The 22,649-nt window shown below is 57.0% G+C and carries 19 protein-coding genes and 1 tRNA gene; 1 reads left to right on the top strand and 19 read right to left on the bottom strand.

What is annotated here, in order from left to right:
- Positions 1-115: 115 nt before the first annotated feature.
- From rpsO to rlmE, 13 genes are all read right to left on the bottom strand, one after another.
- A complete protein-coding gene (gene rpsO, locus AC0B60_RS15625) occupies positions 116-385 on the bottom strand; it encodes a 30S ribosomal protein S15 (protein WP_007153099.1) in 270 nt (89 codons plus the stop codon).
- A 97-nt stretch (positions 386-482) separates the two neighbouring features.
- Complete coding sequence (gene truB / locus AC0B60_RS15630; RefSeq protein WP_465086806.1) at positions 483-1,403, bottom strand: tRNA pseudouridine(55) synthase TruB; 921 nt, start codon at positions 1,401-1,403, stop codon at positions 483-485.
- On the bottom strand, positions 1,400-1,837 hold the full coding sequence (gene rbfA, locus AC0B60_RS15635; protein WP_465086807.1) for a 30S ribosome-binding factor RbfA: 438 nt from the start codon (positions 1,835-1,837) through the stop codon (positions 1,400-1,402). The genes truB and rbfA overlap by 4 nt, the downstream gene beginning before the upstream one ends.
- Positions 1,837-4,386, bottom strand: a complete 2,550-nt coding sequence (gene infB / locus AC0B60_RS15640) for a translation initiation factor IF-2 (RefSeq protein ID WP_465086808.1) — start codon at positions 4,384-4,386, stop codon at positions 1,837-1,839. Before infB ends, rbfA begins: the two co-directional genes overlap by 1 nt.
- 17 nt (positions 4,387-4,403) lie before the next feature.
- Positions 4,404-5,897 (bottom strand): transcription termination factor NusA, encoded by a 1,494-nt coding sequence (gene nusA / locus AC0B60_RS15645; protein WP_465086809.1) that lies wholly within the window; start codon positions 5,895-5,897, stop codon positions 4,404-4,406.
- A 41-nt stretch (positions 5,898-5,938) separates the two neighbouring features.
- Positions 5,939-6,400 (bottom strand): ribosome maturation factor RimP, encoded by a 462-nt coding sequence (gene rimP / locus AC0B60_RS15650; protein WP_465086810.1) that lies wholly within the window; start codon positions 6,398-6,400, stop codon positions 5,939-5,941.
- 329 nt (positions 6,401-6,729) lie between these two features.
- A tRNA-Leu gene (locus tag AC0B60_RS15655) sits at positions 6,730-6,814 on the bottom strand.
- A gap of 7 nt (positions 6,815-6,821) precedes the next feature.
- Positions 6,822-7,202, bottom strand: coding sequence for a preprotein translocase subunit SecG (gene secG / locus AC0B60_RS15660; RefSeq protein ID WP_465086811.1), 381 nt, complete (start codon positions 7,200-7,202; stop codon positions 6,822-6,824).
- Positions 7,203-7,251: 49 nt separating this feature from the next.
- On the bottom strand, positions 7,252-8,010 hold the full coding sequence (tpiA, locus tag AC0B60_RS15665) for a triose-phosphate isomerase (protein ID WP_465086812.1): 759 nt from the start codon (positions 8,008-8,010) through the stop codon (positions 7,252-7,254).
- A gap of 75 nt (positions 8,011-8,085) precedes the next feature.
- The gene (glmM, locus tag AC0B60_RS15670) at positions 8,086-9,429 is read right to left on the bottom strand and encodes a phosphoglucosamine mutase (RefSeq protein ID WP_465086813.1); all 1,344 of its coding nucleotides are present in this window, start codon (positions 9,427-9,429) and stop codon (positions 8,086-8,088) included.
- On the bottom strand, positions 9,426-10,259 hold the full coding sequence (folP, locus tag AC0B60_RS15675) for a dihydropteroate synthase (protein ID WP_465086844.1): 834 nt from the start codon (positions 10,257-10,259) through the stop codon (positions 9,426-9,428). Before folP ends, glmM begins: the two co-directional genes overlap by 4 nt.
- Positions 10,260-10,353: 94 nt before the next feature.
- The gene (gene ftsH, locus AC0B60_RS15680; RefSeq protein WP_465086815.1) at positions 10,354-12,297 is read right to left on the bottom strand and encodes an ATP-dependent zinc metalloprotease FtsH; all 1,944 of its coding nucleotides are present in this window, start codon (positions 12,295-12,297) and stop codon (positions 10,354-10,356) included.
- Between the two features lie 154 nt (positions 12,298-12,451).
- A complete protein-coding gene (rlmE, locus tag AC0B60_RS15685) occupies positions 12,452-13,072 on the bottom strand; it encodes a 23S rRNA (uridine(2552)-2'-O)-methyltransferase RlmE (protein WP_465086816.1) in 621 nt (206 codons plus the stop codon).
- A gap of 164 nt (positions 13,073-13,236) precedes the next feature.
- On the opposite strand from rlmE, the gene yhbY reads away from it, so the two are divergent.
- Positions 13,237-13,548 (top strand): ribosome assembly RNA-binding protein YhbY, encoded by a 312-nt coding sequence (gene yhbY / locus AC0B60_RS15690; protein ID WP_465086817.1) that lies wholly within the window; start codon positions 13,237-13,239, stop codon positions 13,546-13,548.
- A 90-nt stretch (positions 13,549-13,638) separates the two neighbouring features.
- On the opposite strand, the gene greA is transcribed toward yhbY, so the two are convergent.
- From greA to dnaK, 6 genes are all read right to left on the bottom strand, one after another.
- A complete protein-coding gene (greA, locus tag AC0B60_RS15695) occupies positions 13,639-14,118 on the bottom strand; it encodes a transcription elongation factor GreA (RefSeq protein ID WP_465086818.1) in 480 nt (159 codons plus the stop codon).
- 4 nt (positions 14,119-14,122) lie between these two features.
- Entirely contained in the window at positions 14,123-17,338 is a 3,216-nt protein-coding gene (gene carB / locus AC0B60_RS15700) for a carbamoyl-phosphate synthase large subunit (protein WP_465086819.1), read from the bottom strand.
- Positions 17,338-18,462 (bottom strand): glutamine-hydrolyzing carbamoyl-phosphate synthase small subunit, encoded by a 1,125-nt coding sequence (gene carA, locus AC0B60_RS15705; RefSeq protein ID WP_465086820.1) that lies wholly within the window; start codon positions 18,460-18,462, stop codon positions 17,338-17,340. The genes carB and carA overlap by 1 nt, the downstream gene beginning before the upstream one ends.
- Before the next feature lie 226 nt (positions 18,463-18,688).
- Positions 18,689-19,489, bottom strand: coding sequence for a 4-hydroxy-tetrahydrodipicolinate reductase (gene dapB, locus AC0B60_RS15710; RefSeq protein ID WP_465086821.1), 801 nt, complete (start codon positions 19,487-19,489; stop codon positions 18,689-18,691).
- A gap of 11 nt (positions 19,490-19,500) precedes the next feature.
- Positions 19,501-20,628: a molecular chaperone DnaJ gene (gene dnaJ, locus AC0B60_RS15715; RefSeq protein ID WP_465086823.1), complete on the bottom strand. Its 1,128-nt coding sequence runs from the start codon at positions 20,626-20,628 to the stop codon at positions 19,501-19,503.
- Between the two features lie 78 nt (positions 20,629-20,706).
- Positions 20,707-22,632, bottom strand: a complete 1,926-nt coding sequence (gene dnaK, locus AC0B60_RS15720) for a molecular chaperone DnaK (protein ID WP_465086824.1) — start codon at positions 22,630-22,632, stop codon at positions 20,707-20,709.
- Between the last annotated feature and the right edge of the window lie 17 nt (positions 22,633-22,649).

Below are 22,649 nucleotides of genomic sequence, written 5' to 3' on the forward strand. Positions count from 1 at the left end.
TCAGCTTTCCGTTACGACAGGGAGTTCCTTCAGGGTTCACAGACAGACACGATGCAGGAGAGAGGCACAACCAGCGGGGCTATCAAAGCCCCGCTGGCCGTTAAGTACAACCGGATTAGCGACGCAGGCTCAGACGCTGGATCAGGTCCAGGTAGCGGTCTGCGTTCTTACGCTTCAGGTAATCCAGCAATTTACGACGCTGGTTAACCATCCGGATCAGACCACGGCGGGAATGGTGATCCTGCTTGTTGGTCTTGAAGTGATCCTGCAGCTTGTTGATGTTGTGGCTCAACAGTGCAACCTGAACTTCAGGAGAACCGGTATCGCCATCACCCTGCTGAAAATCCTTAACGATCTGTGCTTTCTCGTCGGCAGAAAGTGCCATAAAACTCACCTCATTGTCGCGATGCTATCGAATTCGGCCGAACCACGCATCTCTACAGCCCGGCTAATCAGCTGCACCCCGTTATCTCAAACGGTTGTCAGCCACTCTTCACCAGACGGCGGGGCACCAGTTTGGTCGCCTCCCCCTCCGGGAATCCTTCCGCCAGCCCGACAAAACGCCCGTTGCCATAAAGGCGAACGAACCCTTCCGCAGGCTGACCCGATATTCTAACTGGTTGTCCGTTCAATATCGATACCAGCGAACTGCCTTCCAGATCCCGCTCCGGGAACATGGACAGCGCAGCATCCGGGGCCACCAGCAGGCCATCCAGACTTTCGCCCACTTCACGCATGGACTCCAGCATTGGAACCTCACGGGCATCCGCCAGCGTGAAGCCGGAGGCCATGGTGCGGCGTAATGCCGTGACATGGGCACCGCAGCCCAATGCCTCACCAATGTCTTCCACCAGCGAACGGATGTAGGTGCCTTTCGTGCAACTCACCGCGATATCAATCTCGGTCTCGCGCACCTCCAGCAGCGTCAGCTCGTATATGGTCACCGGGCGGGACGGTCTCTCCACCTCAATACCTTCGCGCGCGTACTCATAGAGCGGTCTGCCCTTGTGTTTTAGCGCGGAGTACATGGAGGGAACCTGCTGGATATCGCCACGAAAGCGATCTAATACCGGTTCCAGGGTTTCTGCATTCAGCCCAGGGGGCACCGGTTTCTCAGCAACCACCGCGCCTTCGCTGTCCCCGGTTTCGGTGCGGACACCCAGGCGAGCGGTGGCGATGTAGGCTTTGTCGCTGTCCAGCATCATCTGGGAGAACTTGGTGGCTTCACCAAAGCACAACGGCAACACGCCGGTGGCCAGCGGGTCCAACGCACCGGTGTGACCGGCCTTGGCCGCCCCGAACAGGCTTTTTACCTGCTGTAGGATGCCGTTGGACGTAATGTCCATCGGCTTGTCGATCACCAGTATGCCGTTAACATCGCGGCCTTTACGACGTCGACTCAAGCTTTTTGCTCCGGATCATCAGACGCCCCGTCGCTGCCGGCGTCGTCGTCTCGGTCAACCACTGGCTTGTCGCCAACCGCTTCCCGAATCAGGTTGTCCATGTGACGGCTGTGCCCAAGCAACGTATCGAAATGAAAACGCAACTGGGGCGTCACCCGCAATTTCATGGCACGGCCGACCTGCCCTTTCAGGAAGCCAGCCGCTTTATTCAGCACTGCCAGGGAATCCCGCACCTGCGGAGATTCCTCGGTCAGCTCTTCGGTGGTCAACAGCGACACGTAAACGTCTGCATAGCCCAGGTCACGGCTCACCTTGACAGCATTCACCGTAACCATGCCCACCCGCGGGTCTTTGACCTCCCGCTGGATGAGCTGGGCCAGCTCTCGCTGCATCTGATCGCCGATGCGATCAATCCGGCTGAACTCTCTTGGCATCAGGCCCCCGTAGACTCAAGCTTACGCTCGACCCGAACGCGATCGAACACCTCGATCTGGTCGCCGACTTTCACGTCGTAACCCTTAACGCCGATACCACATTCCATACCGTTGCGGACTTCCGGCACGTCGTCCTTGAAGCGGCGCAGGGATTCCAGCTCGCCCTCAAAGATAACCACGTTGTCACGCAGAACACGGATCGGCTTGTTGCGGTATACGTTACCCTCGGTGACCATGCAGCCAGCCACCTGGCCGAACTTCGGCGAACGGAACACATCGCGCACGTCGGCGATACCCACGATATCCTCGCGGAACTCCGGTGCCAGCATCCCAGTCAGGGCCGCCTTCACATCATCAATCAGGTTGTAGATGATGCTGTAGTAGCGCAGATCCAGACCTTCCTGTTCCACCAGGCGCTTGGACGCCGTGTCAGCGCGCACGTTGAAGCCAAAGACAACTGCATTGGTCGCCATGGCCAGACTGATGTCAGTCTCAGCGATACCACCGACGCCCGAGGACACGATTTTGACCTGTACTTCGTCGTTACCAAGATCCTGAAGCGACTTGATGATGGCTTCCAGAGAACCACGAACGTCAGTCTTGAGCACCACATTCAGGGTCTTGACCTCATCCTTGCCCATGTTCTCGAACAGGTTCTCGAGCTTCGCGGCCTGCTGTCTGTGCAGACGCTGCTCCCGCTCGCGGGCCTGACGGAATTCCGCCAGTTCCTTGGCTTTCTTCTCGTCGGCCACAGCAAAGAACTCGTCACCAGCGTTCGGCGTACCATTCAGGCCCAGGATCTCCACCGGAATAGAGGGTCCGGCTTCTTTGACCTGCTTGCCGGCCTCGTCGGTCATGGCTCGAACCTTACCGAAGAAGGAACCTGCCACTACCATCTCGCCCTGACGCAATGTGCCGTTCTGGACCAGAACTGTGGCTACGGAACCACGGCCACGCTCAAGACTGGACTCAACCACCACACCTTTGGCAGGTGCATCCGGAGAGGCCTCAAGCTCAAGAATTTCGGCCTGCAACAGCAGCGCCTCAAGCAGATCCTCAATGCCGTCACCGGTATGGGCGGACAAAGGGATAAACTGAACGTCACCGCCCCAGTCTTCCGGAATAACTTCCATACCCGCCAGTTCGGTCTTGATACGATCCGGGTCGGCCTCTTCCTTGTCCATCTTGTTGATCGCAACGACGATCGGAACACCAGCGGAACGTGCGTGATCCACCGCTTCCTTGGTCTGCGGCATTACACCGTCATCAGCAGCCACCACAAGGATAACGATGTCGGTGCACTGGGCGCCCCGCGCACGCATGGCCGTAAAGGCGGCGTGGCCCGGAGTATCCAGGAAGGACACCATGCCGTGATCCGTTTCCACGTGGTACGCACCGATGTGCTGGGTAATGCCACCTGACTCACCGGAAGCGACCTTGGTACGGCGAATGTAATCCAGCAACGAAGTCTTACCATGGTCAACGTGACCCATCACACTGACCACCGGTGCACGCTTGGTCTTTTCCTTGCCTTCAAAGGCAAATTCGCTGAGGACTTCTTCCTCGAACGCGTCTTCACTGACCGTATTGGGCTTGTGACCAAGCTCTTCAGTCACCAGCACGGCGGTTTCCTGATCGAGAGCCTGGTTGATCGTCGCCATTACCCCCATGCCCATCAGTTTCTTGATGACGTCGGCTGACTTGACGGCCATCCGCTGGGCAAGATCACCCACAGTGATCGTCTCGGGAATATCGACTTCTCTTACCATTGGCTTGGTCGGCCTCTCAAAAGCATGACGCTTTTCTTTGGGTTTCTTTTTCGCACGAAGCGGCTTGCGCAGCGTAGTATCTTCTTCCTCTTCATTAATAATCAGAGGTTCTTCCACCGGACGACTGCGAGGTCCACGATGCCCTGCGGACTTCTTCTTCGGCTTGCCATCCTCGGGCTCATCACCGCGCTCACGGGCTTTCTCTTTCTTTTTCTTCGGTTTGCGATCCTTGCCCTCGCCTTCTTCCGGCGGCGGAATAGGCATGTCTTCCGGCGCGGGAACCGGTGACGGTTCTGGCTCAGCAGCCACTTCCGGCTGAGCTTTTTCAGTCGGTTTTTCGTCAGCAGCCGGCTCTTCAGCCGGGGAATCTGACACCGGCTCTTCCGGCTTTGGAGCATCTGCAGGCTGCGCCTGCTCAGCCGCTACTGCCGCTGGAGCCTCTTCCGGAGCGGTAGCTGCTGCCTCCTCGGCAGCCGCTTCCGGTTCGAGCTCAGCGCGCTTGATATACGTACGGCGCTTGCGAACCTCAACATTGACCGTTTTGGTACGGCCCGCTTTCAGCGTGGTTGTTGTCTTGCGCTTAAGAGTGATTTTCTTCGGCTCTGCTTCACTCTCACCGTGATTCTTTTTCAGATAGGTCAGCAACTGTTGCTTCTCATCACTGGTAACAGAATCCCCTTCGGAGCGGGCCTTCAGGCCAGCCTCCACGATCTGTCGCAGCAAACGATCCACGGGAGCGCCTACATCTGCGGCCAGTTGTTTTACCGTTACATCAGCCATACTGGTCCTCCTCCCGATTAAGCCTGGTCTTCAAACCAGGGGGCGCGTGCTGCCATAATCAACTGGCCGGCACGCTCTTCTTCCATTCCTTCAATGTCGATCAGGTCGTCAACCGACTGCTCTGCAAGATCTTCCATGGTACGGATTCCCATACCGGCCAGCTTGAAAGCCAGGCCACGGTCCATACCCTCCATTGCTAGAAGATCTTCTGCGGGCTCAGCGCCCTCGAGCGCCTCTTCACTGGCCAGGGCCTGATTCAACAGGGCGTCCTTGGCACGGCGACGCAATTCAGTCACGGTTTCTTCATCAAAACCGTCAATGGCAAGCATCTCTTCCATGGGGATGTACGCCACCTCCTCAATGGAGGTAAACCCTTCCTCAATGAGGACACCTGCAAACTCTTCGTCCACATCCAGATTGCCGGTGAAGTGCTCGAGCAGAGAATTATACTCCTGCTCCTGTCGCTCACCCGCTTCTTCTTCGGTCATAACGTTCAGCGTCCAACCGGTAAGATCCGTCGCCAAACGAACGTTCTGACCGTTCCGGCCAATCGCCTGTGCGAGGTTATCTTCGGCTACAGCCACTTCCATGGTATGGCGATCCTCGTCCATGACGATGGACGCGACTTCCGCCGGCGCCATAGCGTTGATGACCAGTTGCGCGGGGTTGTCATCCCACAGCACGATATCAACACGTTCGCCACCCAGCTCGTTGGAAACCGCCTGCACTCGTGAACCACGCATACCCACACAGGCACCCACCGGATCAATCCGGCGGTCGTTGGTCTTGACCGCAATTTTGGCGCGGGATCCCGGGTCCCGGGCAGCGCCACGAATTTCGATTAATTCCTCCGCGATTTCCGGCACCTCAATGCGGAACAGTTCGATCAGCATCTGCGGATCGGTGCGGCTCAGGATCAACTGCGGGCCGCGATGATCGGTACGAATTTCCTGCAGCAGAGAGCGCACACGATCACCCATACGGAACGTTTCACGGGGAATCAGGTGTTCGCGGGGCAACAGAGCTTCTGCGTTGGCACCCAGATCCACGATGACGTTATCACGTGTCACTTTCTTTACGGTGCCAGAGACCAGCTCACCCACACGATCACGATAGCTGTCGACAATTTTAGTGCGCTCCGCTTCCCGCACCTTCTGGAATATAATCTGTTTCGCGGCCTGGGCACCGATACGGCCGAAAGCAACGGATTCCACTTTCTCTTCGTGGATATCGCCAGGCTGCAGGCTCTTGTCGATTTCTTCCGCTTCCTGCATGGTCAGTTCGGTGCCCAAAGCAGGAACCGCATCGTTATCAACCACCAGCCAGCGACGGAACGTTTCATATTCGCCGGTGCGGCGATCGATGGAAACGCGGATATCAGCTTCCTCGTCGTCGTAGCGTTTTTTGGCAGCGGTGGCGAGTGCCAGCTCGATTGCTTCGAAGATCACATCCTTCTCGACACCTTTCTCGTTCGAGACGGATTCAACCACCAGCAAGATCTCTTTACTCATTGGATTGCCCTGCCCTTAAAATAAACTTTGCGTCCACTGACTTATTCAAATACCGGAACGATGTTGGCTTTCTCGATGCTATCGAATGGCAACAGGTATTCGTGATCATCAACAACCACGACAACGTCTTCACCCTCAATGCCCTTAATCAGGCCCTGAAACTTGCGACGCCCCTCAAATGCCATCCGTAATTTGATCTGGACCTGGTGGCCTGCAAATGCCTCATACTGCTCCAGACGGAACAACGGCCGGTCCATGCCCGGAGAAGATACCTCCAGGGTATACTCTGTCTGAATGGGGTCTTCCACATCCATCACGCCGCTGGCCTGACGACTGACTTTCTCACAGTCTTCAATGCCGATGCCGTTCTCAGCATCGTCAATGAAAATCCTCAACAGGGAATGGTGTCCCTGAGAGCGAAATTCAATGCCCCAAAACTCGTAACCCAGACCTTCTACAATGGGCCTGAGCAATTCATCCAGCTGCTTCAACTTGGCTGACAAGGTTATCCCGTCTCCGTTACTCGATTTTTCCGACCCCAAAAACAAAAAAAGGGCTGTTGATCAGCCCTTTTTATGCACCAGGGCCTGATGCGCCAGGCCCCTTAATCAAAAAGCCCCGAAAAAGTGGGGCCCTTTGTTGCAAGAACTCACAGGGGAAAAGCAAACTAAACACCCCTGCTGACAGACACCTGGCCTGCCTGGAACCGACAGGACAAACTGTGCCCGGAGCCCGCTCCAATATCCGCCGGAGTATAGAGACGCCGGCCTTACTGGTCAAGGACTGACCAAAAAAAACGGCCTGGTAAATCCAAGCCGTTTTTCTTCTAATATGGTGCCCAGGGCCGGACTCGAACCGGCACGGCTTTCGCCACTACCCCCTCAAGATAGCGTGTCTACCAGTTCCACCACCTGGGCAGCACCCTTACTCGAGCTCGGGGAGTTTATTCTCATCCCCGCGCCCGGCTTCGCCTTCTGTCGCTGATTCACTCTCAGCCTGCCCGGAATCAGATGCCGCCGGTGACTCCTGAACCACAGGAATACCCGCTTCACCTGCCACTTCGGCACGCTGCTTGGCAAATACAGCCAGCGAAAAACTCGTTACAAAAAACACGATGGCCAGCAAGGTTGTGGCACGAGTCAGAAAACTGCTGCTGCCCTCACTGCCAAACACGGTCTGGGAGGCCCCGCCACCAAATGCAGCACCGGCATTGGCACCCTTGCCCTGCTGGAGCAGGACCAGCGTCACCAGCGCCACCGCAATGAGCACGTGCAGAACGACAACCAGTGTTTCGACCCAATCCATAATGACTCTCTAATGACTCTTGCTAATGGCTTTCGCGAACCTTTAACGTTCAGGACTTGCCTGGCACGGCCCGGCAAATACTTATAAAATCGTTTGCATTCAATGACGCGCCACCAATCAACCCGCCATCGATGTCCGGCTGAGCAAAAAGCGCCGCGGCATTATCCGCTTTTACACTACCGCCGTAAAGCAGCGATATTTCATCCGCCGGAGCCCCAAGGGACATCAACACAGCGCGGATAGCCGCATGCATGGCTTGAGCGTCTGCAGCGGTTGCGGTTTTACCCGTCCCTATGGCCCAAACTGGCTCATAGGCGATCACTACCTGCTGCCACAACCCACTTCCAACGTCGGCGACCGCTTTGCGAACCTGCTGCGACACGACTTCTTCAGCCTTGCCCGCATCACGCTCTTCCAGGGTTTCGCCAACGCAAATTACAGCGACCAACCCGGAATCTAGGGCCTGACCGACCTTGGCGGCAACTTGCTCATCGGTTTCACCGAAGAGTTGCCTGCGCTCCGAATGCCCTACCAAGACAACACCACAGCCGCAATCTCTTGCCATTGCCGCGGAGATTTCCCCGGTGTAAGCGCCTGAGTCCCAGCACGCTACGTTTTGGACACCAACCGCCAGCTTACCGCCAGCTTGCTCAACGACATCGCCAATAAACAGGGCGGGAGGAATAATAACAGCCTCCACACCATTATCAAACGATGCTAACTCGGACCGGACTTGACCAACCAGACTGTTCACAAGGTCTTTCGACCCATTCATTTTCCAGTTGCCGGCAACGATCTTACGGCGCATAAAAAACCCCTGAATCAAGGGAGGGCGAACTATACAGCAGTCTTTTACGGCAGACAACTGCCCCTGACCACAAAATCATGCCCGGGAATTCTCAACGACAACAGCCAGTTCCTCGGCAATCGTCACGATTTCAGCCTCATCCTGCCCTTCGGTCATCACACGGATCAGGGGCTCAGTACCCGACGCTCGTAACAGCACACGACCACCGCCACCCAGCCGGGCCTCTGCAGACTCCACGGCCCTGACGATATCCTCACGCCCAAGGGGATCAAAACGCTGATCGACACGTACGTTAATCATTTTCTGTGGCAGCTTGCTCATGCCCTGGCGAAGATCCGCCAGTGAACTGCCTGCGCGGCTGACGGCCAACAGAACCTGTAGGGCCGATACAATGCCATCGCCGGTGCTGGTGCAATCGCGGATGACCATATGGCCGGAACCTTCGCCTCCTAGGAGCCACCCCCTGTCAATCAGGCGCTCCATCACATACCGGTCGCCCACTTTTGCACGCTCGAAATCGATACCCTGCTCCCTCAGCGCAAGCTCAACACCAAGATTGGTCATCAGAGTTCCCACAACACCGCCTTTCAATGTTCCGGCAGCATGACGTTGCGCAGCAATCACGTAGAGCAATTCGTCGCCGTCGACTTCCGAGCCATCACGATCCACCATCAGAACCCGATCACCATCGCCGTCAAAGGCAATACCCAGGTCAGCCTGCTTCTCCAGAACCGCTTTGCTCAAGGTATCCAGATAGGTGGAACCGACATTGAGATTGATATTCAGACCATCGGGGTCTGCCCCCACCACGGAAATCTTCGCCCCCAATTCACGGAACACCTTCGGAGCAACGTGGTAGGTAGCGCCGTGCGCGCAATCCAGGACAATATGAAGCCCTTCAAGTGAAAACGCGTTGGGCACCGTACTTTTACAAAACTCAACGTATCGGCCTGGGGCGTCATCAACCCGAAACGCCTTGCCCAACTCTTTCGAGCCGCAGACCTCAATAGGCTTGTCCAGCCACTTCTCGATCTCTGTTTCCAGAGCGTCATCCAGCTTGGTCCCTGCGGGGGAGAAAAACTTGATACCGTTGTCATGATGCGGGTTGTGGGATGCACTGATGACAATACCCGCGGAGGCACGAAAGGTACGGGTCAAATACGCGATGGCAGGCGTGGGCATGGGCCCAAGTAGCTTCACGTCGACTCCGGCCGCGGACAAACCCGCTTCCAGCGCCGACTCGAACATATAACCCGACAGGCGGGTATCCTTACCAATTAGCACACTGTTACGCTGCCCATCCCGCTTGAAGGCCTGCCCGGCAGCCCACCCCAAACGCAGCATGAATTCAGGCGTTATGGGAAACTCGCCCACCCGGCCGCGGATACCGTCTGTACCAAAATATTTTCTGTCGCTCATCGTCCAGCTTCCTCCATTGCCGTCACAACTCTAACGGCATCGACTGTTTCCCTGACATCGTGGACGCGAATAATGGATGCGCCCTTCATGGCGGATATTGTCGCGGCAGCGAGGCTTGCGGGCAAGCGCTCACTGACATCACGACCGGTGATATGGCCGAGCATGCTCTTACGGGACATCCCGACCAGTATCGGGTGTCCCAGCAACTGCAACTGCTCCAGAGAGGCCAACAGCTGCAGATTGTGCTGCGGGGACTTACCAAAACCAAATCCAGGATCAAGGATAATGTCGTCCGGTCGGACGCCAGCCTTTTCTAGGATCCTCATTCGCTCAGTAAGAAACGAGCTGACCTCCCGCCGCACATTCCGGTAGCGAGGATCATCCTGCATGGTATCCGGCTCTCCCTGGATATGCATGACACACACCGGAACACCGCTACTCGCAGCCATCTCTGGCGCACCATCCCGCTGCAACGCCCTGACGTCATTGATCATCCCTGCGCCCAGCTTCACCACCTCTGCCATAACTTGTGGCGAACTGGTATCAACCGAGACGATGACATCCAGCTCACGCGCAATCGCTTCCACCACCGGACACACGCGCTCGAGCTCTTCCTCGATCGGCACCGGGGCAGCACCTGGCCTTGTGGACTCACCGCCAACATCGATGAAAGCCGCTCCATCCGCAACCATTTCGCGAGCCCTGGCCAGGGCAATCTCCACGGTATTAAACCGGCCACCATCCGAAAACGAGTCCGGTGTAACGTTCAGGATTCCCATCACATGGCAACCGGACATATCCAGCGCCCTGCCCGCAAAGTTCATCTGTATAAACACCCTTTTTCGCAACCCTCAAAAACAAACGCCGCCCCCGTCAGGGGCGGCGTTCAGTCATCAATCCTATCTGGCCAGGATCCAACCTTGCTCAGTGCTCACCGGCCGGCCGGCCAACACCAGGCTGATGACCGTCGTCAGAGCTTTTCGGAGCAGGCGCCTGCTCCGGCTCATCAGCCGGAACACCACCGGAGGGACCACTATCACCCCAACCTTTTGGCGGACGGGGCTCACGACCTTCCATGATGTCATCAATCTGGTAACGATCAATGGTTTCGTATTTCATCAGGGCATCGGCCATCAGGTCGAGCTTGTCACGATTATCGACGAGTAACTGCTTCGCCTTTTCATAACAGCTGTCGATGATATTGCGCACTTCCTCATCAATACGCTGCGCCGTTTCCGGAGAATAAACTGTTTGCGCCTGACCGGCTGAGCGGCCAAGGAAAGGCTCTTCGCTATCAGTATCGTACTGCAGCGGGCCAAGCTTCTCCGACAGCCCCCAGCGTGTAACCATATTACGCGCCAGGCTGGTTGCACGCTCGATATCGTTGGAAGCACCAGTAGTGACGCCATCGAAACCAAGGGTCAGCTCTTCAGCAATACGGCCACCAAACAGGCTGCTTATGGAACTGATCAGGAAGCGCTTGCTGTGGCTGTACTTGTCTTCCTCCGGCAGGAACATGGTGACACCCAGTGCTCGGCCGCGAGGAATGATACTGACCTTGTAGACCGGGTCATGCTCAGGCATCAGGCGTCCGACAATGGCGTGACCGGACTCGTGGTAAGCCGTATTACGCTTCTCTTTCTCGCTCATGACCATGGACTTGCGCTCGGCGCCCATCATGATCTTGTCTTTCGCGAGCTCAAACTCTTCCATGGAAACCAAACGCTGGTTGCGACGGGCCGCAAACAAGGCGGCTTCGTTCACCAGGTTTGCCAGGTCCGCACCCGAGAAGCCGGGCGTACCACGAGCAATCAGCACGGGCTCTACACCATCCGCCAGCGGCACTTTCTTCATGTGCACTTTGAGGATTTGCTCACGACCGATGATGTCCGGCAGTCCGACAACCACCTGACGGTCGAAGCGACCCGGGCGGAGCAACGCCGGGTCCAACACGTCCGGACGGTTGGTGGCGGCAATCACGATCACGCCTTCGTTACCCTCGAAGCCGTCCATCTCTACCAGCAACTGGTTCAGCGTCTGCTCGCGCTCGTCGTGACCACCACCCATGCCGGCGCCACGATGACGGCCAACAGCGTCGATCTCGTCGATGAAGATGATACAGGGGCTCTGCTTCTTGGCCTGCTCGAACATGTCGCGGACACGGGAGGCGCCCACACCCACGAACATTTCCACGAAGTCCGAACCGGAGATCGAGAAGAATGGCACCTTGGCCTCGCCAGCGATGGCCTTGGCCAGCAGCGTCTTACCGGTACCCGGCTGACCTACCATCAGTACACCCTTGGGGATACTGCCACCAAGACGCTGGAACTTGCTGGGATCCCGCAGGAAATCCACCAGCTCCTTAACATCTTCCTTGGCTTCGTCGACACCGGCAACGTCACCAAAGGTGGTTTTGATCTGATCCTCGCTCATCAGGCGGGCTTTACTCTTGCCAAAGGACATAGGCCCTTTGCCACCGCCACCGCCTTGCATCTGTCGCATGAAGAATACGAACAGCGCGATGATAATAAGGATGGGGAAGGCGGCCACCAGCAATTGAGTCCAGAGGCTTTGGCGCTCCGGCTCCTTACCGATGACTTCCACGTTGTTGGCCAATAGATCATCCATCAGCTTGTTATCAGACACCTGAGGGCGGACAGTCTGGAACTGGGAGCCGTCACCACGGGTACCCTGAACCTGCAGACCGTCAATGGTGACCTGACGGACCTGACCGTCCTGCACCATTTCCACAAACTGCGAATAATTGACCTGTTGTCCGCTGGTGGTGGGCGTGAAATTCTGAAACACCATCAGCAGTACGGCGGCTATAATCAGCCAGAGAACCAGATTTTTTGCCATATCGTTCAAGGATCGTCACCTGTGAATTGAAGGATCACTCCGTCAGGAGAAAGCCTTTTCTGACACCTTACACCAATTGTACGTCCGTCCACCAGAATCGGCCTATCCGTATCGACCGCTGCGGGGGCGTCAATCCCTCGGCCATTTCCGTTCCGGGGGCGGGTCAGCCCTTAAATCCCTTGCACACCTGATAAATCTCCCTGGATCTTGCGCGGGAGGAGTCAGGCTTCCTGCTGACAACGGTGCTAAAGCTTTTACGCATCTCAGCCAGCAGGGCATCAAATCCCTCTCCCTGAAATACCTTGGCGACAAACACGCCGCCGGGCTTCAGGACTTGCTGCGCCATATCCAGCGCCAGCTCCACCAAGCCCATGGCGTTGGGAATATCCACAGCCGCCATACCACTCATATTGGGTGCCATATCTGAAATTACAACGTCAGCGCGACGATCGCCCAGCAAATCCAGCAATTCGTCCAGCACTGACTGCTCGGTAAAATCGCCCTGGACAAACGCCACACCCGCAATCGGGCTCATCTCGAGAATATCGCTGGCGACCACCGTGCCATTGTCACCAACCCGCTCTACCGCTACCTGAGACCAGCCGCCTGGCGCGGCACCCAAATCGACAACCGTCTGTCCGGGCCGGAACAACCGGTCTTTGTTGTCGAGCTCAATCAGCTTGTAGCTGGCCCGCGAGCGATAGCCGTCTTCCCGGGACTTTTTGACCCAGACATCATCAAAATGTTCCTTCAGCCAGCGGTCACTGGTTTTTGAGCGAGCCAAGACCTACCTCCATAAAGCGTTCCAATCGGGATTCCGATCGTATGGGTACGTGGTAACGGCGATTTCACCAGCCGATTGATCTGATACAATCCTGCGATTATACGGAATTGGCGAGCGTTTCGCCGCTGACGTTTTATTAATCGCATCCATAAAGAGATCACATAATGAGTCTTTCGCCGGAACAGCGCCGGGAATACCGGGGCATCGCCCACAACCTGAAGCCCGTTATCATTGTCGGCGACAAAGGCCTGACCGAAGAGCTTCAGGAGGAACTGGAACGGGCCCTGAACGACCACGAACTGATCAAAATCAAGGTCGCCAGTCAGGACCGCGAAACCCGCCAGGAAGCGGTCGCCGCCCTGTGCGAAGCGTCACGCGCGGAGCTGGTGCAGACCATCGGCAAGATCGCCGTGATCCTGCGGCGTGCCAAGAAACCCAACCCCAAGCTATCCAACCTGCTGCGCCAAAAACACTGACGCTTTCAGCGCACCAGGGACGCACAACGTAAAAAGCCGGCTGTTGATCCCAGCCGGCTTTTTGTTTGCAGAACCTGCACCCGACGAATGTCAGATGTGCTCTACCTGCTCGATTTCATACTCAACGGTCCCCGAAGGTACACGCACGGCAACCACGTCGCCCTCGCTTTTACCCACCAGTGCCCGCGCGATCGGCGAGGAAATGGACAACTTCCCAGCCTTGATGTCAGCCTCATCCTCACCAACGATCTGGTAGCTGACCTGCTCGTCGGTATCGACATTGAGCAGTTTCACGGTAGTGCCGAAAATCACCTTACCGGTGTTTTCGATGGTATTAACGTCGATCACCTGAGCCGCGGACAACTTGCCCTCGATTTCCTGGATACGCCCTTCGATAAAGCTCTGCTGCTCCCGAGCCGCGTGGTATTCCGCGTTCTCTTTCAGGTCGCCGTGTTCGCGGGCGTCGGAAATAGCCGCGATCACCCGGGGACGATCTTCGGACTTCAGTTTCTGAAGCTCCTCACGTAGGCGGATTTCACCCGCCTTTGTCATGGGTACTCTGTCAGCCATAGTTTTACTTTCCTGCGTGTAGATCCTGGAGGCGGCGCACAGTGCGCTCCGGGCCGAACTTGATGGCCCTGCAGAAGGCTTCGCCGCCCGCCAGTGTCGTTGTATAGGTTACCTTGGTCTGCAGGGCCGACTGGCGAATCTGTGCCGAGTCGGAAATCGCCTTGCGACCTTCGGTGGTGTTAATAATCAGCTGTACCTGACCATTCTTAATGGCGTCCACAATGTGCGGACGCCCTTCACGAACCTTGTTCACCCGATCAACGGTGAGCCCAGCCTGTTTCAGAGCTTTGGCGGTACCGGTGGTGGCAATCACCTTGAAACCGGCGTCAATCAGATCCTGTGCCACTTTGGCGGCACCGGGTTTGTCGACGTCCCGCACGGACATGAAAGCCGTACCCTTGGCTGGCAGACGTTCACCGGAGGCAAGTGCAGCCTTGGCAAAGGCTTCGTCGAAGCTGTCGCCAATGCCCATCACTTCACCGGTGGATTTCATTTCCGGCCCCAGTATAGGGTCCACCGCCGGGAACTTGTTGAACGGGAACACCGACTCCTTGACGGAATAGTAGGTCGGCACAATTTCCTGGGTAAAGCCCTGCTCCGCCAGTGATTTCCCAGCCATGCAGCGAGCCGCCACCTTGGCCAGCGACACACCGATGGCCTTGGACACAAACGGCACCGTTCGGGAGGCCCGTGGATTCACCTCGATTACATAGATCCGACCACCCTGCCAGGCCAACTGTACGTTCATCAGGCCGATGACATCCAGCTCAATGGCCATCTTACGTACCGCTTCGCGCATTTCATCCTGCACGTCTTTCGGCAGCGTGTAGGGCGGCAGGGAACAGGCAGAGTCACCCGAGTGCACGCCCGCCTGTTCAATGTGCTGCATGATGCCACCGATAACCACATCTTTACCGTCGCTGATGGCGTCGATATCCACCTCGATGGCGGCGTTGAGGAAGTGGTCCAGCAGCACAGGACTGTCATTGGACACCAGCACCGCATTGCGCATGTAGCGAACCAGCTCTTCCTCGTCATAGACGATTTCCATGGCACGACCACCCAGCACGTAGGAGGGGCGCACCACCAGCGGGTAGCCAATCTCGCGAGCCGCCAGAATGCCTTCCTCGTGGCTGCGCACGGTGGCATTTTCTGGCTGAACCAGGCCCAGGCGACCGATCATCTGCTGGAAACGCTCCCGATCTTCAGCGCGGTCGATGGCGTCCGGGCTGGTACCGATAATCGGCACACCCGCCGCTTCCAGGCCGCGGGCCAGCTTCAACGGAGTCTGACCGCCGTACTGGACAATCACGCCTTTGGGCTTTTCAACGTGGATAATTTCCAGCACGTCTTCCAGGGTGATCGGCTCAAAGTAGAGTCGGTCCGAGGTATCGTAGTCGGTGGAAACGGTTTCCGGGTTGCAGTTGATCATGATGGTTTCATAACCGTCATCGCGCATCGCGAGAGCAGCGTGAACACAGCAGTAGTCAAACTCAATACCCTGACCGATGCGGTTGGGACCACCGCCGATCACCACGATCTTCTCGCGATCAGAGACATCTGCCTCGCACTCTTCCTCATAAGACGAATACATGTAGGCCGTCGAGGACGCGAATTCAGCCGCACAGGTGTCCACCCGCTTATAGACCGGGCGGATATCCAGGTCATGGCGCAGCTTGCGCAGACTGACTTCAGAAATGCTCAGCAGCTTGGACAGACGCGCGTCGGAGAAACCTTTGCGTTTGAGACGGAACAGCGTGTCGCGATCAATATCGGCCTTGCCAGCAGATTTGAGAGCAACCTCTTCCTTGATCAGGTCTTCAATCTGTACCAGATACCAGGGATCGACGTGGGTGTTGTTGAACACTTCCTCCACGGTCATCCCGGCACGGAAAGCATCGCCGATGTACCACAGGCGCTCGGCACCGGGCACGTTCAATTCCTGGGTCAGGGTCTCCTGGCCATCGGTGGTGTTCAGGTCTACCTTCTCTTCAAAACCGTCGGAGCCCACTTCCAGGCCACGCATGGCTTTTTGCAAGGACTCCTGGAAGGTACGGCCAATGGCCATCACTTCACCCACGGATTTCATCTGGGTCGTCAGGCGGGCGTCCGCCTGGGGAAATTTCTCAAAGGTGAAACGCGGAATCTTGGTGACCACGTAGTCGATGCTGGGCTCGAACGACGCCGGGGTCACGCCGCCGGTGATCTCGTTGCGCAATTCATCCAGGGTATAACCCACCGCCAGCTTGGCCGCCACCTTGGCAATCGGGAAGCCCGTCGCCTTGGACGCCAGGGCCGAGGAACGTGATACACGGGGATTCATTTCGATCACGACGACACGGCCATTATCCGGATTCACGCCGAACTGCACGTTGGAGCCGCCGGTTTCCACACCAATCTCACGCAGGACCGCCAGGGAGGCGTTCCGCATGATCTGGTATTCCTTGTCGGTGAGAGTCTGGGCCGGAGCCACAGTGATGGAATCACCGGTGTGCACGCCCATGGCGTCGAAATTCTCGATCGCGCAGACGATAATGCAGTTGTCGTTTTTGTCGCGGACAACTTCCATCTCGTACTCTTTCCAGCCGATCAGGGACTCATCGATCAGCAGTTCGTTGGTCGGCGACAGGTCCAGACCACGGGTACAGATTTCCTCGAATTCGTCGCGATTGTAGGCAATACCGCCGCCGGAGCCGCCCATGGTGAAGGACGGGCGGATAATGCAGGGAAATCCGATATCGTTAGCCACTTCCCAGGCTTCCGCCATGGAGTGGGCAATCGTCGCGCGCGGGCACTCCAGGCCAATCTTTTTCATGGCCTTGTCAAAACGGTCACGGTCTTCGGCCTTGTCGATGGTGTCGGCGTTGGCGCCGATCATTTCCACACCATGCTCTGCCAGAACGCCGTGCTTCTCGAGGTCCAGAGCGCAGTTCAGGGCTGTCTGGCCACCCATGGTGGGCAGCAAGGCGTCCGGTTGCTCTTTCTCGATGATCTTGGCAACGGTTTTCCAGGTGATGGGCTCAATGTAGGTGGCATCCGCCATCACCGGGTCCGTCATGATGGTGGCCGGGTTGGAGTTCACCAGGATAACCCGGTACCCCTCTTCTCGCAGGGCTTTACAGGCCTGGGCTCCGGAGTAGTCAAACTCGCACGCCTGCCCGATCACGATGGGGCCGGCGCCCAGGATCAGAATGCTTTTAATGTCGGTACGCTTTGGCATCAACGTGCCTCCATCAGGCGGATAAATTCATCAAACAGTGGCGCCACGTCATGCGGCCCCGGGCTCGCTTCCGGGTGCCCCTGAAAGCTGTAGGCTGGCTTGTCGGTACGACGAATTCCCTGCAGAGAACCGTCGAACAGGGATTTGTGGGTCACCTCCAGATTGCCCGGCAGGCTGGTTTCGTCCACTGAAAACCCATGGTTCTGGCTGGTGATCATCACGGTGCCGTCGGCGATGTTCTGCACCGGATGGTTGGCGCCATGGTGACCATGCCCCATTTTGATGGATCTGGCACCGCTGGCCAGAGCCAGCAACTGGTGACCAAGGCAGATGCCGAAGACGGGAATGTCGGTCTCCAGCACATCTCGGATGGCGCTGATGGCGTAGTCGCAAGGCTCGGGATCGCCGGGGCCATTGGACAGGAAAATACCATCCGGATTCATCGCAAGAACGTCGGAGGCCGGGGTCTGGGCCGGCACCACGGTAATGTCACAGCCGCGACTGGCCAGCATACGCAGGATGTTGAGTTTCACACCGTAGTCCCAGGCGACGACCTTGAACTTTGATTCAGTGCGCTCGCCATAGCCACTTTCGATATCCCACTCGCTCTGGCTCCAGGTCCAGGCTTTCTCCGAGGTGACTTCCTTCGCCAGATCCATGCCTTTGAGTCCCGGGAAGGCGTTGGCCAGTTCCAGGGCACGTTCGGCCGTGGCGTCCGCGCCAGCAACCACGGCGCCATTCTGAGAGCCTTTATCCCGCAGGATTCGGGTCAGGCGACGGGTATCGATGTCGGCAATGCCGACGATGTTGTTGGCGCGCAGGTAATCCTGAAGAGAACCCGTACTGCGCCAGTTACTCACCAGCAACGGCAGGTCGCGGATAATCAGGCCAGCGGCCTGGACGCGATCGGATTCGATGTCTTCTTCGTTCACACCGGTACTGCCGATGTGGGGGTATGTGAGGGTGACAATCTGGCGGGAGTAGGACGGATCGGTCAGGATTTCCTGATAACCGGTCATGGCGGTGTTGAACACCACCTCTCCGCTGGTTTCCCCTTCAGCGCCAATGGCGGTGCCGTAGAACAGGCTTCCGTCTGCGAGTGCAAGGATGGCAGGTGTACTCAAGGCTTGTATCCTCATCGAGTGGCGTACAGGTTCGTCACGAACAGGAACGCAAGCGCAAATTCAGGTCGCAAAAAAGCGAGAGGGAGTTTTGAACTCCGTCCCGCTTTTTCTGTTGAGCGTTGTCAAAGCTACGCTTGGTGCAGTTAAACCGCCTTATTGTACGAAATATGGCAGTTTGTGTCCATGCGAAATCTCGTTAGTCGTTACACCGACGATTGGCTGAAGCCTATTTCAGACCCAGAACATCCTGCATGTCGTAGAGCCCTTCAGGCTTTCCTTCCAGCCACAATGCCGCACGCATCGCACCTTTGGCGAACGTCATCCGACTGCTCGCTTTGTGGGTAATCTCGATGCGCTCACCCTCGGTGGCGAACAGAACGGTATGGTCGCCAACCACATCGCCAGCCCGGATGGTTTCGAAGCCAATTTCCTTGCGGGTGCGTTCGCCGGTGAAGCCTTCACGACCATAAACAGCGCATTCTTTCAGGTTGCGGCCGAGGGCGTCGGCGACAACTTCGCCCATTCGCAACGCCGTGCCAGAAGGCGCGTCTTTCTTGTGACGATGATGAGCTTCGATGATCTCCACATCGTAGTAATCACCCAACGCTGCGGCGGCAGTGCGCAGCAGGTTGAGGGTAACGTTGACGCCAACGCTCATATTGGGCGCGAAGACCACCGGGGCCTTTTCTGCGGCAACGGCGAGCTGCTCTTTCTCGGCGTCGGTCAGACCAGTGGTGCCGATGACGATCATCTTGCCGTTCGCTTTACAGAATTCCGCATTTTCCAGCGTCAGATCCGGAAAGGTGAAGTCGATGAGGACGTCGAAATCGTCTTTTACGTCGGCCAGACTGCCGGCCATTTTGACGCCAGTCTTGCCGATGCTGGTCATTTCACCGGCGTCGGCGCCGACAAGACTACTGCCCGGCTCAACGACCGCCGCACCGAGCTCCAGGCCCTCGGTGCCATCAACCGCTTCGATCAGTACCTTGCCCATGCGCCCTGCGGCGCCGATGATTGCTACCCTCATCTTGTCTGCCCTCAGAATTTCATTTCGTCGAAGAAGCTTTTCACGCCTTCAAACCAGGAGGTTTTGCGCGGGCCGTGCTGGTTGCCGTCGCCACCATCCAGAGTCTTCTGGAACTCATCCAGCAGCTCTTTCTGGCGCTTGGTAAGGTTAACCGGAGTTTCCACAACCACGCGGCACAGCAAATCACCGGACGGACCACCACGAACCGGACTGACGCCCTTGTTACGCAGACGGAACAGTTTTCCGGTCTGGGTTTCCGGTGGAATCTTCAGCTTAACGCGACCGTCGAGCGTCGGCACCTCAAGCTCTCCGCCGAGACTGGCATCAACAATGCTGATAGGCACTTCACAGTAAAGGTTACGGCCATCACGAGTGAAGATGGAGTGCTCTCGCACGGCAACCTGAACGTAAAGATCGCCCGGCGGACCACCCTGAACTCCCATCTCCCCTTCACCGGAGAGACGAATTCTGTCGCCAGTATCCACGCCTGGCGGCACTTTGACCGACAGCGTTTTTTCTTCCTGAACCCGCCCTGCGCCATGGCAGCTCTTACACGGGTTCTTGATAATCTTGCCTTCACCGCGACAGGTCGGGCATGCCTGCTGCACAGTGAAGAAGCCTTGCTGCATCCGCACCTGCCCCATGCCGTTACATGTGCTACAGGCTTCCGGACGGGACCCTTTCTCAGCACCGGAACCGTCGCAAGTGTTGCACTCGGTGTGGCCGGGAATGCGGATCTGGACGGTTTTGCCCTTCACGGCCTCTTCCAGATCCAACTCCAGCGTGTAGCGCAGATCAGCCCCGCGCGTATTGCGACCACGGCCGCCGCCACCGAAGATATCACCAAATACATCGCCAAAGATGTCGGAGAAGCTGGCGCCGCCACCGCCTCCGAATCCGCCACCGGCCGAGCCATCTACACCGGCGTGGCCAAACTGGTCATAAGCCGCGCGCTTAGAGGAATCAGAGAGTATTTCATAAGCTTCACTGGCTTCCTTGAACTTATGATCGGCGTCCTCATCATCCGGATTCCGGTCAGGGTGATACTTCATCGCAAGCTTGCGGTAGGCTCGCTTGATCTCTTTTTCATCCGCTTCCCGGGACACCCCGAGAATCTCGTAATAGTCGCGCTTGGCCATGCTCTAAAACCCTGTTGGTAAAACGAGGAAAACGCGGGAGAGCTCCCGCGTTTTCCAACTGCCTGATGATCTTAAGTTTTATCGCTTGTCGTCGTCTTTGACTTCTTCAAACTCAGCATCAACGGCGTCGTCGCTGGAACCGGACTGAGCTGCTTCTTCGCCCCCGGCCTGCTGCGCCTGCTCTGCCTGATCCGCATACATCTTCTGGGCCATTTCAGAAGATGCTTCCGTCAGCTTCTGGGTCTTGGCCTCGATGTCGTCCTTGTCGGAACCGGCCAGAGCTTCTTCCAGATCCTTGATAGCAGCCTCGATAGACTCCTTCTCGCTGTCGGACACCTTGTCACCGGCATCGGTCAGCGTCTTGCGAACGGTGTGAACCATCGCGTCGCCCTGGTTGCGGGCCTGGACCAGCTCTTCGAACTTGCGGTCCTCATCGGCGTTGGCTTCTGCGTCCTGAACCATCTTCTCGATTTCGTCGTCATTCAGACCTGAAGACGCTTTGATCACGATGGACTGCTCTTTACCGGTCGCCTTATCCTTCGCCGCCACGTTCAGGATACCGTTGGCATCAATGTCGAAGGTTACTTCGATCTGCGGGGTACCGCGCGGTGCCGGCGGAATGTCCGCCAGGTCGAACCGGCCCAGCGACTTGTTCTGCGTAGCCTGTTTACGCTCACCCTGAACCACGTGAATGGTTACCGCGGATTGGTTGTCATCCGCTGTCGAGAAAGTCTGCGACTTCTTGGTCGGGATGGTGGTGTTCTTATCAATCAGCGGCGTCGCAACGCCACCCATGGTTTCGATACCCAGGGTCAGCGGTGTGACGTCCAGCAGCAGAACGTCTTTCACATCACCAGACAGAACTGCGGCCTGGATGGCAGCACCCATGGCTACAGCTTCATCCGGGTTAACGTCTTTGCGCGCCTCTTTACCGAAGAAGTTTTTCACCTTCTCCTGAACCTGGGGCATGCGAGTCTGACCGCCTACCAGAATGACTTCGTCGATTTCGTCAAGCTTGCAGCCAGAATCTTCCAGCGCGGTGCGACAAGGCGCCAGACTACGCTCAACCAGATCTTCTACCAATGACTCCAGTTTCGCGCGGGTCACCTTCACGTTCATGTGCTTCGGCCCGCTGGCATCTGCCGTCACATACGGCAGGTTCACGTCCGTCTGCTGGCTACTGGACAGCTCGATCTTAGCCTTCTCTGCAGCTTCTTTCAGACGCTGCATTGCCAATGAGTCACCGCGCAGGTCGATGCCGCTGTCTTTCTTGAACTGATCGGCAAGGTATTCGATCAGCTTCATGTCGAAGTCTTCACCGCCCAGGAAGGTGTCGCCATTGGTAGCCAGCACTTCAAACTGGTGTTCGCCGTCCACGTCGGCAATCTCGATGATGGAGATATCGAAGGTACCACCACCCAGATCATAAACAGCTACGGTGCGGTCGCCGCTCTTCTTGTCCAGGCCATAAGCCAGGGCTGCCGCGGTCGGCTCGTTAATGATCCGTTTCACGTCCAGACCAGCGATCTTGCCGGCGTCTTTGGTGGCCTGACGCTGGCTGTCGTTGAAGTAGGCCGGCACGGTGATAACCGCTTCGGTCACTTTCTCGCCCAGATAATCCTCAGCGGTTTTCTTCATCTTCTTGATGATTTCCGCAGACACCTGCGGAGGCGCCATCTTCTCGCCCTTAACTTCGACCCAGGCATCGCCGTTGTCTGCCTTGGCAATTTTGTACGGCACCATTTTGATATCTTTCTGGACCACGTCGTCTTCAAAGCGACGGCCGATCAGACGCTTGATGGCGTAGAGAGTATTGTTCGGGTTGGTGACCGCCTGGCGCTTGGCAGATTGACCTACCAGCGTTTCACCGTCTTCGGTATACGCCACGATGGACGGGGTAGTGCGATCACCCTCGGCATTTTCGATAACCTTGACCTTGTCGCCATCCATAATGGCTACACAGGAGTTTGTGGTTCCCAGGTCGATACCAATGATCTTACTCATGCAATTACTCCAATTCG

It is taken from the genome of Marinobacter sp. V34, from assembly GCF_055524115.1.

Bases quoted from the DNA above. Each gene is read 5' to 3' on its own strand.
- greA (WP_465086818.1), bottom strand. From the start codon at position 14,118: ATGGCTGACAGAGTACCCATGACAAAGGCGGGTGAAATCCGCCTACGT.
- infB (WP_465086808.1), bottom strand. From the start codon at position 4,386: ATGGCTGATGTAACGGTAAAACAACTGGCCGCAGATGTAGGCGCTCCC.
- rpsO (WP_007153099.1), bottom strand. From the start codon at position 385: ATGGCACTTTCTGCCGACGAGAAAGCACAGATCGTTAAGGATTTTCAG.
- nusA (WP_465086809.1), bottom strand. From the start codon at position 5,897: ATGAGTAAAGAGATCTTGCTGGTGGTTGAATCCGTCTCGAACGAGAAA.
- secG (WP_465086811.1), bottom strand. From the start codon at position 7,202: ATGGATTGGGTCGAAACACTGGTTGTCGTTCTGCACGTGCTCATTGCG.
- tpiA (WP_465086812.1), bottom strand. From the start codon at position 8,010: ATGCGCCGTAAGATCGTTGCCGGCAACTGGAAAATGAATGGGTCGAAA.
- yhbY (WP_465086817.1), top strand. From the start codon at position 13,237: ATGAGTCTTTCGCCGGAACAGCGCCGGGAATACCGGGGCATCGCCCAC.
- carB (WP_465086819.1), bottom strand. From the start codon at position 17,338: ATGCCAAAGCGTACCGACATTAAAAGCATTCTGATCCTGGGCGCCGGC.
- glmM (WP_465086813.1), bottom strand. From the start codon at position 9,429: ATGAGCGACAGAAAATATTTTGGTACAGACGGTATCCGCGGCCGGGTG.
- dnaJ (WP_465086823.1), bottom strand. From the start codon at position 20,628: ATGGCCAAGCGCGACTATTACGAGATTCTCGGGGTGTCCCGGGAAGCG.
- rbfA (WP_465086807.1), bottom strand. From the start codon at position 1,837: ATGCCAAGAGAGTTCAGCCGGATTGATCGCATCGGCGATCAGATGCAG.
- dnaK (WP_465086824.1), bottom strand. From the start codon at position 22,632: ATGAGTAAGATCATTGGTATCGACCTGGGAACCACAAACTCCTGTGTA.
- dapB (WP_465086821.1), bottom strand. From the start codon at position 19,489: ATGAGGGTAGCAATCATCGGCGCCGCAGGGCGCATGGGCAAGGTACTG.